The sequence below is a fragment of the Sphingopyxis sp. GW247-27LB genome (genome assembly GCF_002277025.1).
In the GTDB taxonomy this organism is placed as follows: Bacteria; Pseudomonadota; Alphaproteobacteria; order Sphingomonadales; family Sphingomonadaceae; genus Sphingopyxis.
The window spans coordinates 328,372-343,838 of record NZ_NIWD01000008.1 but is presented as its reverse complement, the minus strand read 5'-3'; the positions used below and the strand labels follow the sequence as shown (position 1 = coordinate 343,838).

General features: G+C 68.8%; 14 protein-coding genes. 7 read left to right on the top strand and 7 right to left on the bottom strand.

Going from position 1 to position 15,467, the window contains the following annotated elements; translation table 11 throughout:
* Positions 1–166 precede the first annotated feature (166 nt).
* On the top strand, positions 167–2,140 hold the full coding sequence (locus tag CD928_RS09265) for an AAA family ATPase (protein WP_095386806.1): 1,974 nt from the start codon (positions 167–169) through the stop codon (positions 2,138–2,140).
* Here CD928_RS09265 and CD928_RS09260 read toward each other — a convergent pair.
* Genes CD928_RS09260 through CD928_RS09250 form a run of 3 tightly spaced genes read right to left on the bottom strand, consistent with a single transcriptional unit; the run spans position 2,117 to position 6,101 of the window.
* Positions 2,117–3,721: an NAD(P)/FAD-dependent oxidoreductase gene (locus CD928_RS09260; RefSeq protein WP_095386805.1), complete on the bottom strand. Its 1,605-nt coding sequence runs from the start codon at positions 3,719–3,721 to the stop codon at positions 2,117–2,119. The two genes, CD928_RS09265 and CD928_RS09260, sit on opposite strands and share 24 nt — an antisense overlap.
* Complete coding sequence (locus CD928_RS09255) at positions 3,718–4,938, bottom strand: FAD-dependent oxidoreductase (RefSeq protein WP_255247094.1); 1,221 nt, start codon at positions 4,936–4,938, stop codon at positions 3,718–3,720. The genes CD928_RS09260 and CD928_RS09255 overlap by 4 nt, the downstream gene beginning before the upstream one ends.
* Positions 4,935–6,101 carry an aromatic ring-hydroxylating dioxygenase subunit alpha gene (locus tag CD928_RS09250; RefSeq protein WP_095387354.1) on the bottom strand — a complete coding sequence of 389 codons (1,167 nt, stop codon included), beginning with the start codon at positions 6,099–6,101 and terminating at the stop codon, positions 4,935–4,937. The genes CD928_RS09255 and CD928_RS09250 overlap by 4 nt, the downstream gene beginning before the upstream one ends.
* A gap of 33 nt (positions 6,102–6,134) precedes the next feature.
* On the opposite strand from CD928_RS09250, the gene CD928_RS09245 reads away from it, so the two are divergent.
* Positions 6,135–6,725, top strand: a complete 591-nt coding sequence (locus tag CD928_RS09245) for a TetR family transcriptional regulator C-terminal domain-containing protein (RefSeq protein ID WP_255247093.1) — start codon at positions 6,135–6,137, stop codon at positions 6,723–6,725.
* Between the two features lie 3 nt (positions 6,726–6,728).
* Here CD928_RS09245 and CD928_RS09240 read toward each other — a convergent pair whose 3' ends face one another.
* The 3 genes from CD928_RS09240 to dapB form a co-directional block, all read right to left on the bottom strand.
* On the bottom strand, positions 6,729–8,102 hold the full coding sequence (locus tag CD928_RS09240; RefSeq protein ID WP_095386802.1) for a M20/M25/M40 family metallo-hydrolase: 1,374 nt from the start codon (positions 8,100–8,102) through the stop codon (positions 6,729–6,731).
* 252 nt (positions 8,103–8,354) lie between these two features.
* Positions 8,355–9,011: an endonuclease III gene (nth, locus tag CD928_RS09235; protein WP_095387353.1), complete on the bottom strand. Its 657-nt coding sequence runs from the start codon at positions 9,009–9,011 to the stop codon at positions 8,355–8,357.
* Between the two features lie 5 nt (positions 9,012–9,016).
* Entirely contained in the window at positions 9,017–9,745 is a 729-nt protein-coding gene (dapB, locus tag CD928_RS09230; protein ID WP_095386801.1) for a 4-hydroxy-tetrahydrodipicolinate reductase, read from the bottom strand.
* 111 nt (positions 9,746–9,856) lie between these two features.
* On the opposite strand from dapB, the gene CD928_RS09225 reads away from it, so the two are divergent.
* A complete protein-coding gene (locus CD928_RS09225) occupies positions 9,857–10,561 on the top strand; it encodes an NAD-dependent deacylase (RefSeq protein ID WP_095386800.1) in 705 nt (234 codons plus the stop codon).
* Positions 10,562–10,670: 109 nt separating this feature from the next.
* Here CD928_RS09225 and CD928_RS09220 read toward each other — a convergent pair whose 3' ends face one another.
* Entirely contained in the window at positions 10,671–11,369 is a 699-nt protein-coding gene (locus CD928_RS09220) for a Crp/Fnr family transcriptional regulator (protein WP_095386799.1), read from the bottom strand.
* 121 nt (positions 11,370–11,490) lie between these two features.
* Between CD928_RS09220 and CD928_RS23385 the strand changes: the two genes are divergently transcribed.
* Genes CD928_RS23385 through CD928_RS09205 form a run of 4 tightly spaced genes read left to right on the top strand, consistent with a single transcriptional unit; the run spans position 11,491 to position 15,464 of the window.
* Positions 11,491–11,637, top strand: coding sequence for a hypothetical protein (locus CD928_RS23385; protein WP_176473529.1), 147 nt, complete (start codon positions 11,491–11,493; stop codon positions 11,635–11,637).
* Between the two features lie 2 nt (positions 11,638–11,639).
* Positions 11,640–11,972, top strand: coding sequence for a cupin (locus CD928_RS09215; protein ID WP_095386798.1), 333 nt, complete (start codon positions 11,640–11,642; stop codon positions 11,970–11,972).
* Between the two features lie 31 nt (positions 11,973–12,003).
* On the top strand, positions 12,004–14,256 hold the full coding sequence (locus CD928_RS09210) for a nitric-oxide reductase large subunit (RefSeq protein ID WP_095386797.1): 2,253 nt from the start codon (positions 12,004–12,006) through the stop codon (positions 14,254–14,256).
* Positions 14,253–15,464 carry an NnrS family protein gene (locus CD928_RS09205; protein WP_141237129.1) on the top strand — a complete coding sequence of 404 codons (1,212 nt, stop codon included), beginning with the start codon at positions 14,253–14,255 and terminating at the stop codon, positions 15,462–15,464. The genes CD928_RS09210 and CD928_RS09205 overlap by 4 nt, the downstream gene beginning before the upstream one ends.
* Positions 15,465–15,467 lie beyond the last annotated feature (3 nt).

The following is a 15,467-nucleotide window of genomic DNA, read 5'->3' as shown; positions in this document are numbered from 1 at the left end:
CCATCGCATACAGGGTTCGAAACCCTGCGGCGTCCGCCCGCTGTCGTAGCGCGTTCTTCCTGACGCGGTGCGCCATTGGACGGCGCCGCGACCCCATCGTTCTGAACATCACGCTGGTCCGGCGACCCGCAGCGCGTCTGCGCGCGCCGGTTAGAAGCAGGGATTCATGTTGTACGACAGTCATTGGGCCCGCGGTCTCGCGCGGGCGATTGCGCTCGATCATCCGGGCAGAAGCAAGACCGGTCGCGCGCTGCTCGGCTGGGCGCGCCCGCGCGCGGCCGCGCTCGGGCTCGCGGGAAAGGATATGAACCGCGCCGCGCTGCTCGCTGAAGACATGGCAGCGGCTGGGCGCGAGGACGAAAATCTGGTGCAGGCGAACCGGCTGGCCGACGCGCTCGAACTCGCCGACGACGAACGCGCGCTGCTGCTGCTCGCGACGGCGTTGGACCGCGCCCCGCTGACCCGCAGCCTCGTGCAGCTGATCGAGACCGAAGGTCTCGACATCGAGGCGCTTGCGAGTGCGCTGACCGGGGTCGCCCCGCATGCGATCCGCCGCGCCGAAGTGGTGCGGCTCGACCTCGTCGGACGCTGGTCGGGCAAGGACGGCCATGTTCAGCTTGGCCTCTGCTGGTCGTTCGAGCGGCTGCTCGACGCGCCGCCGGGGCGGCATGCGAGCCTGCTCGACGGGCTACTCGGCGAACGGCAGGCGGCGCGCCATACGCTCGCTGATTTCCCCGCGCAGCAGCGCGAGGCCGACCTGGCGGTCGCGCTGCTGCGCGGGGCGATCGAGCAGGGCGCGCGCGGGATCAACATCCTGATCCACGGGCCGCCGGGCACCGGCAAGACCGAACTCGCGCGCACGCTGGCCGCCGCCGCCGGCGAGCCGCTGCATGCGGTGGGCGAGGCCGATCGCGACGGCGACGAACCGGCGCGCCACGAGCGCGTCGCGGCGCTGCGCCTCGCGTTGCGCACGCTCGAAAAGCGCGGCCGCGCGCTGTTGCTGTTCGACGAGATGGAGGATCTGCTGGGCGACACGCGGATCGAACAGGGCGGCCGCGTGCGCGGCCGAGCGGGATCGAAGCTGTTCGTCAACCGGCTGCTCGAGGACAATGTCGTGCCGGTGATCTGGACCTCGAACTGCATCGCCGACGCCGACCCCGCGATCCTGCGCCGTTTCAGCCTGTCGATCCGGATGGATTTCCCCGGCGCGGCGCACAGCCCGGCGATGCTCGAGCGGGTGAGCGCCGAAGAGAAGGTCGCGGTCGATCCGGCGCTGGCGGCGCTCGCTGCGCGGGCGCCCGAGGCCGCATCGCTGTTCCGCGTCGCGGCGCGCGCAGCCGCGCTCGCGGGCGATGCCGAAAGCGCGGGACGGTTTGCCGGATCGGTGCTCGGCGCGATGCGCGGCCCGACGGTCGAGCCGCGCGCCCCGCGCGCCTTCGACGAGGCCTTGCTGTGCGCCGACACCGACCTTGCCGCGCTGTTCGCGCAACTCGCGCGGGACGGCGCGCCGGCGGATTTTTCGCTGCTGCTCACCGGGCCGCCGGGAACGGGCAAGACCGAAGCGGTGCAGGCGCTGGCGCGCCGGCTCGGGCGGCCGCTCGTCGTCAAGCGCGCGTCGGACCTGATGTCGAAATGGGTCGGTCAGACCGAGCGGCTGATCGCGGCGGCCTTTGCCGACGCGCGGCGCGAAGGCGCGATGCTCTTTTTCGACGAGGTCGATTCGCTGCTCGCCGACCGGCAGCATGCGGCGCAAAGCTGGGAGGTCAGTCAGGTCAACGAACTGCTGATCTGGATGGAGGAGCATCCCCTGCCCTTCGCCGCCGCGACCAACCATGCCGCGAAGCTCGACCCCGCATCGGCGCGCCGTTTCGTCTTCAAGGTCGAGATGCGGCCGCTCGATGCGGCGCGGGCGCGGCGCGCCTTCGCGCATTTTTTCGGGCGCGAAGCGCCGGCCGATCTCGACCGCGTCGGCGATCTGACGCTCGGCGACTTCGCGGTCGTCGCGCGGCAGGCGCGCTTCGCGGGTTCGCTCGGCGACGCGGCGCTGCTCGAACGGCTGCGGTGCGAACGCGCGGCGCGTCCTGCAACCCCGCAGCCGATCGGCTTCGGCCGCGCCTCAGCGCCAGCGCGGGGCGAATAGGCCGCGGTCGCGCAGGACGACCTCAGCCGCATTGTGCCCCGGCGCGCCGGTGACGCCGCCGCCGGGGTGCGTCCCCGCCCCGCACATGTAGAGCCCCTTGACCGGCCCGCGGTAGCCGCCGTTGCCGAGCACCGGGCGCGCGGCCCAGAGCTGGTCGAGGCTCATATTGCCGTGCATGATGTCGCCGCCGACGAGCCCGAACTTGCGTTCGAGGCCCTTGGGGCTGAGCCGCGTCTGGCCGACGATGCTGGCGCGGAAGCCGGGGGCGTGCTTTTCGACGGTGTCGATGATGCAGTCGGCGGCGGCTTCCTCTTCGTCATCCCAGTCCCTTCCGTCCGGCAGTTCGGGCGCGAATTGCTGGCAGAAGAGGCTCGCGACATGCTGCCCCGGAGGCGCGAGGCTGTCGTCGACGGTCGAGGGGATCAGCATCTCGACGATCGGCGCCTTCGACCAGCCGAACTGCTTCGCGTCCAGGAAGGCGCGGTCCATATAGTCGAGCGTCGGCGCGAGGATGATCCCCGACTGGTGATGCTCGCCCGGTTCGGGGAGGCAGGTGAATTTCGGCAGCTCGCTGAGCGCGACGTTCATGCGGAAGGTACCGCTGCCCGCCTTGAAGCCCTTGATCCGGCGCTGGAAGTCCTGCGGCAGGTCGGCCGCGTCCATCATCCGTTCGTAGAGCAGCTTCGGCCCGACATTGGCGATCACGCGCGCCGCGGCGATTTCCTCGCCGCTCGCGAGTTCGACGCCGACCGCCTTGCCGCCGTCGACAAGCACCTTCGCGACCGGGCTTTCGAGGCTGATCTCGACGCCCATGTCGCGGCAGACTTTGGCCATGATCTCGGTGATCCGGCCCATGCCGCCGACGCTGTGGCCCCACGCGCCCTTCTTGCCGTTCACCTCGCCGAAGACATGGTGGAGGAGGACATAGGCGCTGCCGGGCGTGTCGGGGCTCGCATAATTGCCGACCACCGCGTCGAAGCCGAAGGCGGCCTTGACTGCCTCGCTCTCGAACCAGCTGTCGAGCATCGTGCGCGCCGACTTGGTGAACAGGTCGAGCACGTCGCGCTGCTGTTCGAGGCTGAGGGTGGCGAAGCGCCGTCCCTGCCGCGCGCCATCGATCAGCGTGCGCAGCCCCTCCCCGACGTTCGGCGGCACGCGCAGCGCGAGATCGCGGAGCAGTTCGGCGACATGTTCGAGCGCGTCGTAATAGGCGGGCAGCACCTCGGCATCGCGGTTCGAGAATTTGCGGAACTCGGCCTGCGTGCGGTCGAGCCCGCCGCCGAGTTTCAGATAGCTTCCATCCTCCTGCGGCAGGAAATTGCTGATCGGCCGCTCGATCACGCGATAGCCATGATCGGCGAGCTTCATGTCGGCGATCACCTTCGGCTGGAGCAGGCTGACCGTGTAGCTCGCGACCGAATTTTTGAAGCCCGGCGCGAATTCTTCGGTCACCGCGGCGCCGCCGACGACGTCGCGCGCCTCGACGATCCGCACCTTCAGCCCCGCTTTCGCGAGATAGAAGGCGCAGACGAGGCCGTTATGGCCGGCGCCGATGATGAGGGCGTCATAGGCTTTGGTCATGAGAAATCTTTCGCAAGCGGGGATTCGACATGCTGGCGGCCGAAGCCGAGACCGAGAACGCGGCCGGGAATGCGGCGCAGCAAGGGAATGCGGTCGAGCAGGCGGACGGCGAGCGGAACGCGGGTGATCTCGCCGCGCAGCATCGGTTCGATGACGCGCTGGTGCGCGAAGCGCTGGAGGGCCTGCATCCGCACCGTTGGCTTCCAGCGTCGCGCCTGGACGCGCGCGAGCAGCGGGTCGGGATCGGCTCCGGCGGCGAGCGGCGCGGCGAGGATGTTCGCGGCCGCCACCGCGTCCTGCACCGCGAGATTGATGCCGACCCCGCCGATCGGCGACATCGCGTGCGCGGCGTCGCCGATCGCGAGCAGGCCGGGGCGCGACCAGCGCGTCAGCCGGTCGAGCGCGACCGCGAGCAGCTTGACGTCGTCGAAGCTCCGGACGGCGTCGATGCCCGCGGCGAGCCCCGGAACGAGCGCCGCGACATTGGCGCGGAAGGCCGCGATGCCCCGCGCTTCGATCGCCGGGAAACCGCCCTTCTCGATCACTTGCGCGCATTGCCAATAATCGCCGCGCGGGATGGCGACGACCATGCCGCTCCGGTCGACCGTCCCGAGCGCGACCTCCGACATGTCCGTGCCCGCGGGAACGGGGACGCGAAACCACAGCACGTCCATCGGGGCGCCGAGGTCGTCGAGCGGGAGCTCGGCGGCGGCGCGGAGCACCGAGCGGCGCCCGTCGGCGGCGATGACGAGCCGCGCGGGCAGCGCCTCCCCGCTCGCGAGCGTTACCCCGCTGACGCGGCCGCCGGCGTCATAGGTGAGCCCGGTCGCCTCGGTCGACATGCGCAGGTCGAAGGTCGGATAGCGCCGCCCCTGCCCCGCGATGAAATCGAGGAGATCCCATTGCGGCATCATCGCGACGAAGGGCGCGGCGACCGGCAGATGCTTCATCGTCGCGATCGTATAGCGGCCGCCGAGCAGGTTGAGCGTCATCGTATCGAGCTTCGCGTGCGGTTCCTCGAGCAGTTCGCCGAGCAGGCCGATCTCGTGGAACAGCTCGAGCGTCGAGGGATGCACCGTGTCGCCGCGGAAATCGCGGAGAAAATCCTTGTGCTTTTCGAGCACCGTGACGCGCACCCCGGCGCGCGCGAGGAGCAGCCCCGCGACCATGCCGGCGGGACCGCCGCCGACGATGACGACGGGCGCGGCGGCACTCACCGGCGGCTCCACCCCGCGGCCGGCGCCCGCTCCAGCCGCGCTTCGGGGATGATCTCGCGCATCCGCGAGCAGAAATGCTTGAGACACACCTCCTTGTCGCTGAGCGGCCCCATGCTGAAGCTCTGCGACTGCATGCCCTGCTGGACGCGGGTGATGAGCGCGGTGTCCTCGGCATTGACCTGCCGGTTGATGCGCCAGTTCAAATAGCGCGCGGCCTTCATCTCGCGGCGCGCATCGGGGAGGACATAGGAAATTTCGCGGATCAGGCAGCTCGTCGGGCCGGTCGGCAGCCATTGCATGAAATCGACCTGGTCGGGATAGATGTCGAAGGCGACATTGGGCCAGAGCTTGAAATAGAGCCAGTGGCGCTGCTTGTCCTCGGGGAGATGCGGAACCGGCGGCAGCAGGCGCTGGTACAAGCGCTCCGACCAGTTCGCCGACGGCCGGTCGGCGAGGTCGCCCCACATGCGGTCGACGCGTTCCTCGGCCTCGACGCCGTAGCTTTTGCCGAACAGCCGGGTGAGGCCGGGGTGCGCGACGGGGATGTGGAGCCCGTCCGAATAATTGTCGCCGACATTCTTCCAGTTGACGTCGCGCGGGCGGAGCGTGACGCGGCCGAGCGCGCCGAGTTCCTCGAAGCGATAAGGCTCGATCATCGCCTCATAGGGCGCCATCATGCGCGCGACCGACGGGCCGCCGTCGTCGGCGAGCCGGGCGAACCAGAAGCCGCGCCACCGCTCGGCCTCGACGGGCGCCAGCCCCGCGCGCGCCTTGTCGAGCGTCGGATAGCTCGCCGAATCGGGAACGCCGGTCAGCCGGCCGTCGAGTTCATAGGTCCAGGCGTGATAGGGGCAGACGAGCTTTTTCGCGCAGCCCGCCGCGCCGTCGACGAGGCGCGAGCCGCGGTGGCGGCAGACGTTGGTGAAGGCGCGCACGACGCGGTCGGTGCCGCGGACGAGGATCACGCTTTCGCCGGCATAGTCGATGCTGTGCCAGTCGCCGGGGTTCGGGATGTCGCTGTCGTGACAGACGACCTGCCAGCTCGGGCGGAAAATGCGTTCGACCTCGGCCGCGTGGAAATCGGGGTCGCTGTAGGTCCACGCGGGAAGCGACCAGCCGTCGAGAGGGTCGATGTTGTCGAAAGTGTCGCGCAGCGTTGCCATGAATCGATCCTTGTTATACATATGTATAACAATATGCGAGCCGCCCGCCAAGCCTTTACGCGCGAAAGCGCCGACGCCCGCCGCGCCGCGCTGATCGAGGCGACCGCGGCATGCCTTGCCGAACAGGGCCTCGCGGGGACGAATGTTCGCGCCATCTGCGCCAAAGCGGGGGTGTCGCCGGGGCTGCTGCGCCATTATTTCGCGGGGATCGACGAACTGATCGCCGCGACCTATCGGGCGACGAGCGACCGGATGGAGGCGATTTTCGCCGAAGCGGTCGAAGCGGCCGGCAACGATCCGCGCGCGCGGCTCTCGGCTTACCTCACCGCCAGCTTCCGCCCGCCGGTGACCGATCCCGAACTGCTCGGCGCGTGGACCGCCTTCTGGGCGCTGGCGCGCAGCGATGCGCGGATGGCGCGGATTCACGCCGAAAGTTACGCGGGCTACCGCGAACGGCTTTGCGAGCTGCTGGAGGCGTGCGGCGCGCCCGACGCCGGGCGGCTCGCGATCATGCTGACCGCGATGGTCGACGGGCTGTGGCTCGAGCTGTCGCTCGACCCGGCGAGCTTCGGCGCCGAGGCGGCGGTAGCGATGATCGAACGGGCCGTGACGGCCCTGCTATAACCCCTATTTGGACAGATCGCGCAGCAAACTGTCCCAATGCGCGAGCGCCGGGGCGATCGCATCGACCGGCACGCGCTCGTTGAGGCCGTGCGCGAAGCTGTCGCTCGCCTTGCTGAACAGGCCCGCGACGCCATAACTCGGCACGCCCACCGCACGGAAATGCAGGCTGTCGGTCGCCCCGGCGCTCATCGACGGAATGATCGGCAGCCCCGGCGCGCGCGCATGCACCGCCTTGGTCACCGCCGCCATCACGTCGGGGCGCAGCGGCGAAGCGTCGCTGGCGGTCGCGTCGGGATCGGTCTTCACCGCAACCGCGGGGTCGGCGATCACCTTCTCGAGCTCGGCGCGCACCGCTTCGATCGCGACGCCCGGGAAGATGCGGCAGTTGATGTTGGCTGTCGCCCTTTGAGGAAGCGCATTTTCGGCGTGGCCGCCCTTGACCAAAGTCGGCACGCAGGTGGTGCCGATCTGGCCGACATATTCGGGATCGGCGCGAATCGCCGCGATGGCCTTGGCGTCGGCCGGGTCGGCCGCGAAAGCCTTGAGCGCGGCGCCGATCTCGCCGCCGACCTGATCGGCGACGATCGGCATGCCGACTTTGGTGAGCTCATTCTGCTGCGGCTGGAAGCGATAGGCGCCGACCTTCGCGAGCGCATTCGCGAGCTGGACGATCGCATTGGTGTCCGAGGGACGCGAGCTGTGCCCGCCGGGGTTGGTCACTTCGAGGGTGAAGTCGGCATAGGTCTTCTCGCCCGCCTGCAGCCCGTAATATTTGGGCTTGCCGTCCTCGCCGATCAGCCCGCCGCCGCCGTCGCCGTTGAGCGCGAATTCGGCGCCTTTATATTTGGCGGCGAGCGCGCGCGTCGTCACCATCGCGGTTTCCTCGTCGCCCGAGAGCAAGAGGATGATCGAGCGTTTGGGCTTGAAGCCGTCCTTCTTCAATTGCGCGAGGGTCGCCACCATCATCGCGACATCGAACTTGTTGTCCTCCGACCCGCGGCCGAAGATATAGCCATTCTCCTCGACCGGCACGAAGGGATCGCGCGTCCAGTCCTTCGCGTCGGCCTCGACCACGTCCATATGACCGAGGAGCAGGATCGGCTTTTCGGTGCTGCTGCCCTTGAGCGTCGCGGCCAGGGTCGCGGTCTCGCCGATCGGCGTGATCTCGATATCGGCGTCGGTGAAGCCCGCGGCCTTGAGCACCCCGGCATAATAGGCCGCGAGTTCGGGCACCTTGCCGCGCCCCTCGACGGTCGGGATCGCGACGCTGTCGATCAGAATCTTCTTCGCCACCACCGGATCGGCGGGCCTGGCGTGAGCGGGCGCCGCGGCGATCAGCGCGGCGGCGAGGGCGAGCGGGGCGGTGACGGTGCGCATGGGACGCGAGTTAAGCGGCATCTTCGATCGGCGGCAAGCGGCAATTGGGCCACTTTACGGCGATTTTCGACCGATTGCGGCCATACCTTCTCCCCTCCCTTCTAGGGAGGGGCTGGGGTGGGTAGCCGCCGAAGGCGGCGCTCTTTGTAGGCTCGCTCCGCTCGCGCACCCACCCCTAACCCCTCCCTAAAAGGGAGGGGAATGGCTCAAATCCACCCCAATGCGGCCGTCTCTCACCTGAGCTTTGGACCGTCACGCCGCCTTCTTCGCCTTCGGCGCCGGGGTCTTGGGCTTGTAGCGGCAGAGGTCGGCGACCGGACAGCGCCAGCATTCGGGGGTGCGGGCCTTGCAGATGTAGCGGCCGTGGAGGATCAGCCAGTGGTGCGCGCCGATGCGGAACGGGCCGGGCACCTTCTTTTCGAGCTGCTTCTCGACCGCGAGGGGCGTCTTGCCCGGCGCGAGGCCGGTGCGGTTGCCGACGCGGAAGATGTGGGTGTCGACCGCGAAGGTCTCCGCCCCGAAGGCCGAGTTCATCACGACATTCGCGGTCTTGCGCCCGACGCCGGGCAGTTCGACGAGCGCGTCACGGTCGGCGGGGACCTGTCCGTCATAATCGCGGATCAGAATTTCAGAGAGGGCGATGACATTCTTTGCCTTCGCATTGAACAGCCCGATCGTCTTGATGTGGCTCTTGAGCCCCGCCTCGCCGAGGTCGACCATCTGCTGCGGCGTCTTCACCGCTTCGAAGAGTTTGCGCGTTGCCTTGTTGACCCCGACGTCGGTCGCCTGTGCCGAGAGCACCACCGCGACGAGCAGTTGGTAGGTGTTGCCATATTCGAGTTCGGTCTGCGGATCGGGGTCGAGCTCGGCGAGGCGGCGGAAGAATTCGAAGATCTCCGCCTTGGTCATCGCCTTCACGACAGCCCCAGCACCTGCGGCATGGTGTAGCGGCCCCGCTTCTGATGGATCAGCCACAGCGCCGCCTTCACCGCGCCGCGCGCGAAGATCATGCGGTTCTCGGCGCGGTGCGACAGGGTGATCATCTCCTCGGGTCCGGCGAAGATCACGTCATGGTCGCCCGCGACGGTGCCGCCGCGCAGGCTCGCAAAGCCGATCTTGCCATGGCCGCGCGCGCCGGTGAGGCCGTCGCGGCCGCGTTCGGAACATTTGGCGAGGTCGATGCGGCGCCCCTCGGCCGCCGCCTCGCCCAGAAGCAGCGCGGTGCCGCTCGGCGCGTCGACCTTGTTTCGGTGGTGCATTTCGAGGATCTCGATATCCCATTCGGGGTCGAGCCGCGACGCCGCCTCGCGCACCAGATGCGCGAGCAGGGTGACACCGAGCGAGGTGTTGCCGGTCTGGAGCACCGCGATGTCCTTCGCGGCATCGTCGATCAGATAATGGTGGCGCTCCTCGAGCCCGGTCGTGCCGATGACGATCGGCTTTTTCGCCGCCACGCAGGCGTCGAGCGTCGCCTCGATCGCCTTGGGCGACGAGAAATCGACGAGGACGTCGGCCGCCGCCGCGAGCTTCGCGACATTGCCGCCCTTGTCGACGCCGCAGCTCCGCTGCCCCGCCTCCGATATGGCGGCGGCGAGCGCGACGCCCATGCGGCCCTCGCTGCCGATGATGCCGATGCTGGTCATGACTCCGATCCCCGTTTGCCCTGAGCTTGTCGAAGGGCCGTCCTTGCGCCATCACCACCCAAAAGGGAAGGACGGTCCTTTGAAGTTCAGGACAAGCGGAGTTTAAACCTTTTGCGCGAAATTCGGAACATCGTCATCCTCACCGGCGCCGGCGTGTCGGCCGAAAGCGGCATCGACACCTTTCGCGACGCGGGCGGATTGTGGGAACAGCACCGCGTCGAGGATGTCGCGACTCCCGAGGCGTTCGTGCGCGACCCCGACCTCGTCCATCGCTTCTACGACGCGCGCCGCGCCGCGATCCAGGAAAAGGCGCCGAACGCCGCGCACGAAGCGCTCGCGCGGCTCGACGCGGCATGGCCGGGCGAGCTGCTGATCGTCACCCAGAATATCGACGACCTGCACGAGCGCGCGGGGGCGAAGCGGCTGATCCACATGCACGGCGAGCACCTCAATGCCTGGTGCACCGCCTGCGACCGGCGGAGCGCGTGGACCGGCCCGCTGATCGATCGCCCCGGCTGCCCGGCGTGCGGCACGGCGGGCTACCTCCGCCCCGACGTCGTCTGGTTCGGCGAGATGCCGTACCGGATGGACGATATTTATCACGCGATCAATCGCGCCGACCTGTTCGTGTCGATCGGCACCTCGGGCGCGGTCTATCCCGCCGCGGGCTTCGTGCGCGAAGCGCGCGCGAGCGGGGCGCGGACATTGGAACTCAACATGGAGCCGAGCCAAGGAAGCTATTGGTTCGACGAGGCGCGGCACGGGCCCGCGACCGCGCTGGTGCCGGCGTGGGTCATGGAGATGCTGCGAGAATAAGCGTCGCCGCTGCGATCCAGAAGACGCAAACACGATAATCTGGTTCGGCCTCGGCCATGGCGCATCGTTGGCCGCGATGCGGCGCGAGGCGCAGTGCCGTTCAGCCGGCTCAACCCTCGGAGATTCGGCGCAGCTCTTCGGGGGAGGCGATGATCAGATGCCGGTTCCGGCTGACCAGCAGACCACGGCGTTCCCATTCGGCGAGAATGCGGCTGGCGGTGTGGAGCGTGGTTCCGGCGATATCGGCGACGTCCTTGCGCCGCAGCGGAAATGCGATCCGAATGCCCTCGCCGCCCGGGCGCCCCGCCTGGTCGAGCAGCCGCAGCAGCGTCCGCGCGACGCGGCGGTCGGCACTTTGCGTCGCCAGTTCGCGCAGCCGTTCCTGCGCCTCGCCCAGCCGCCGGCCCACGATGGCGACCATGGTGATCGCGACCTGCGAATGGCGCTGCATCAGCGCGAGCAGATCGGACGGATCCCAGCTCAGCTCGACCGCATCGACGATAGCGGTCGCGTCGGCGGGGTAGAGGCCGTCGGTCAGGACCGGCACGCAGCCGAAGATTTCGCCCGGGCCGATGAAGCGGACGAGGATTTCCTCTCCGTCGCTGCCCGCCTGCGTGATTCGCACCCAGCCCGACAGCAGAGCGTGAGCGCGGCCGGCGGTTTCGCCCTGGTCGAAAACCCGCAGACCACGCGGCAGCGGCCGCGCACGGGCCATCGCGGCCGCCTCATCCAGCACGGCGGGCGGCAGCGCCGCGAACAGGGCGATGTCGGCGAGTGCGTTCGCATCGACGGGAATCAAGGCGGTCATGCCCGGCCTTCTAGGAAAGGTTGGGCCGAAGGGGGAGAAGTTTGATCCAGCGCAAATTCATCGCCGCCGGCTCTGCTATCCTGCGGACACAGGGTCAAGGCTGGCTCATGGAGAATGGACGATGTTCTGCCCGGAATGCGGCGAAGTGATCGGGTCGGGGCCGCTCGACGTGCGGCGCGCGCGCCACGACAGCGGCGACGGCCTCGCGAAGGCCGTCGGCCGATGGCTCCGCGCCCTCGTCCGCCGCGTCCGGCCCCGGGAGGGCTGAGCGTGGCGCTGCATCATTGCCGCTCCGGCGAGGTGGCGCGCCCGGGATCGCTCGACGATCCGGCGACCGCGACGGCGGCGCTGGCCCGGACGCCGTCCTTCGAGGCGATCCATCTGGTGGTGCGCGCCGGCGATTCGATCGCGTCGCACCGGGTCGCGGGGTCGCTGACGCTTTACTGCATCGCCGGGCATGCGCGACTGGGCGGCGATGCGCCCGCCGAGCTGCGGGCCGGCGACTGGCTGTTCCTGGAACCGGGAACGCCGCACACGGTCGAGGCGGTCGCGGACACGTCACTGCTGCTGACGATCCTGTTCGACGAACGCGCGTCGGGCTGAAACGGATTTTTCGAGACGACAGGGGGTTCAAGTGGGCGAATATCGCAAGCTCTGGTGGACGTTGATCGCGGTCCTGACGGTGACCTTCGCCATTCTCGGCATTTCGGGGGTCGAGGTCTATCGCAAGGCGCCGCCGATCCCGGCCCAGGTCGTCGCCGCCTCGGGCGAGGTGCTGATGACCCGCGAGGACATCATGGCGGGTCAGGCGGCGTGGCAGAGCACGGGTGGGATGCAGCTCGGCTCGGTGTGGGGGCACGGCGCCTATCAGGCGCCCGACTGGTCGGCCGACTGGCTGCATCGCGAGTTGACCGCGTGGCTGAGCATCGCGGCCGAGGAGAGCTATGGCAAGCCGTTCGACACTCTCGACATCGAGCAGAAGGCAGCGCTGACCCATCGGCTCAAGCAGGAATATCGGCACAACAGCCTCGATCCGGCGACGGGCGCCGTCACCGTCTCGGACCGCCGCGCCCGTGCGATCGCACATGTCGCTGCGCATTATGAGGGACTTTACGGCACCGACCCGGCGCTGCGCGAGATGCGCGACAATTATGCGATGAAGGAGGGGACGCTGCCCGACGCCGCGAAGCGCGCGGCGCTGACCGACTTCTTCTTCTGGACCGCTTGGGCGGCGTCGACCGAGCGGCCGGGGACGGTTGCGACCTACACCAACAACTGGCCGCCCGAGCCGCTGATCGGCAACCAGCCGACGCCCGAGAACATCCTCTGGTCGCTCGCCTGCGTCGTCATCCTGATCGCGGGCGTGGGCTCGCTGATCTGGGGCTGGGCCTTTCTGCGCCGCCATGACGACACGCCGCTCGTCGCCGCCGACAAGGATCCGCTGACGCTCGCGGCGTTGACCCCGTCGCAGCGCGCGCTCGGCAAATATCTGTTCGTGGTGCTGGCGCTCTTCATCTTTCAGGTGTTCATCGGCGGCTTCACCGCGCACTACACGATCGAGGGGCAGAGCTTCTACGGCATCGATGTGTCGCAATATTTTCCTTACGCGCTGACCCGGACCTGGCACGTCCAGAGCGCGGTGCTGTGGATCGCCACCGCCTTCCTCGCCGCCGGGCTGTTCCTGGCGCCGGTGATCCACGGCGGCGACCCGAAGCACCAGAAGCTGGGGGTCGACCTGCTCTTCTGGGCGCTGATCCTGGTCGTCGTCGGGTCGTTTGCGGGCAATTATTTCGCCATCGCGCAGGAAATGCCCGACGGGCTCGGCTTCTGGCTCGGGCATCAGGGCTATGAGTTCCTCGACCTCGGCCGCGTCTGGCAGCTTGCGCTGTTCGCGGGCCTGCTCTTCTGGCTGGTGCTGATGCTGCGCTGCATGATGCCGGCGTTGCGGCGCGAGAAGGAGGGCGACCGGAGCCTCTTGCTGCTGCTCACTGTCTCGACCGTCGCGATCGGGCTCTTCTACGGCTCGGGCCTCTTCTATGGCGAGCGCACCCACATCACGATCATGGAATATTGGCGCTGGTGGGTCGTCCACCTGTGGGTCGAGGGCATTTTCGAGGTGTTCGCGACCGCCGCCATCGCCTTCATCTTCGCGTCGATGGGGCTGGTGTCGAAGCGGATCGCGACCGCGGCCAGCCTCGCCTCGGCCTCGCTGTTCATGGTCGGCGGGGTGCCGGGCACCTTCCACCACCTCTATTTCTCGGGGACGACCACCCCGGTGATGGCGGTCGGCGCGGCGTTCAGCGCGCTCGAGGTCGTGCCGCTGATCGTGCTTGGTTACGAGGCGTGGGAGCATTGGAGCCTGCGCGACCGCGCGCCGTGGATGCGCGCGCTGCGCTGGCCCTTGATGTGCTTCGTCGCGGTCGCCTTCTGGAACATGCTCGGCGCCGGGGTCTTCGGCTTCATGATCAACACCCCGGTCGCGCTCTTCTACCTCCAGGGGCTCAACACCACCGCGGTCCACGCCCATGCGGCGCTGTTCGGGGTCTATGGCTTCCTCGCTCTCGGCTTCACGCTGCTGGTGCTGCGCTACATCCGGCCGGAGATCGCGTTCAACGAGCGGCTGATGCGCCTCGGCTTCTGGGGGCTCAACGCGGGGCTGGTGCTGATGATCTTTACCAGCCTGCTGCCGGTCGGCCTGTTCCAGTTCGAGGCGAGCGTGACCACCGGCATGTGGTATGCGCGCAGCGATGAATTCCTGCAGCAGGACTTCCTCGAAACGCTGCGCTGGGTCCGCACCTTCGGCGACGTGGTGTTCATCCTCGGCGCGGTCGCGGTCGCGTGGCAGGTCGTGATACTCGGCCTGTGGCGGAAGGGCGCGCGGGCATGAGCATGGCGATGATGGCCGCCGGCGCGCCGGGCGCCGATGCGCGCTCGCCGCTGTGGCTGCGCGGCGGCTATCGCCTGCTCTTCGGGTGCGGCGCGGCCTGGGCGGCGATCGTCGTGACCCTGTGGGTCGGCGCGCTCGGCGGGCGCTGGACGCTGCCGATCGCGATGGACCCGCTCGCCTGGCACCAGCACGAAATGCTGTTCGGCTATCTCGGCGCGATCATCGGCGGTTTCGTCAGCGCCGCCATGCCCAACTGGACCGGGCGGCCGACGGTGACGGGCTGGCGCGTCGCGGCGGTCGGCGGCCTGTGGCTGGCGGCGCGGCTGGCGATCCTCTTCTCGGCGACGGTGCCGCCGCTGGTCGGCGCGGCGCTCGACGTCGTCTATTTTTTGATCCTGCTCGCCTATGCGGCGCGCGAGATTTTCGCCTCGGGCAACCGCAACAAGCCGATCCTGGTCATCCTCTTCCTGTTCGCGACCGCCTGCGCGCTCGATCATGCCGCGATGATGGGCGCGCTCGCCGATCCGGCGCTCGGGGTGCATATGGGCTTTGCGCTGATCCTGCTGCTGATCTCGCTGATCGGCGGTCGCATCACCCCCGCCTTCACCCGCAACTGGCTGATGCGGCAGGGGACAAGCGAGGGGCTGCCGACCTTGCCGAACCGGTTCGACATGGCGGTGATCGGGATGACGGCGCTAGCGCTCACGGCGTGGGTCGCGGGGCCCGCCAGCCCCGTCGCGGCCGGGCTGCTGATCGCCGCGGGCGGCCTCCAGCTCGTTCGCCTCGCGCGCTGGGCGGGTCTGAAGGCGTTCGGCGATCCGCTCGTCTTCGTGCTCCACCTCTCTTACGCCTGGCTTCCGGCGGGGCTGATCCTGCTCGGCTGCGCGACGCTGCATCCGCTGCTGCCGGTTTCGAGCGCGGTGCATGCGCTCGGTGCCGGCGCGATGGGGGCGATGACGCTGGCGGTGATGACGCGCGCGACGCGCGGCCACACCGGGCGGCCGCTCGAGGCCGACCGCGCGACCGTCCTCATCTATATCCTCGTTCACTCGGGGGCGCTGCTGCGCGTGATCGCGCCACTGCTGCCGTTCGACTATATGACGGTCATCGCGGTGGCGGGCGGGCTGTGGGCCGCGGCTTTCCTGCTGTTCCTGCTCATCTATGTCCCGATGGCGGTGCGGCCGGCTCCCGGCGCGGATGCGGCATGACCG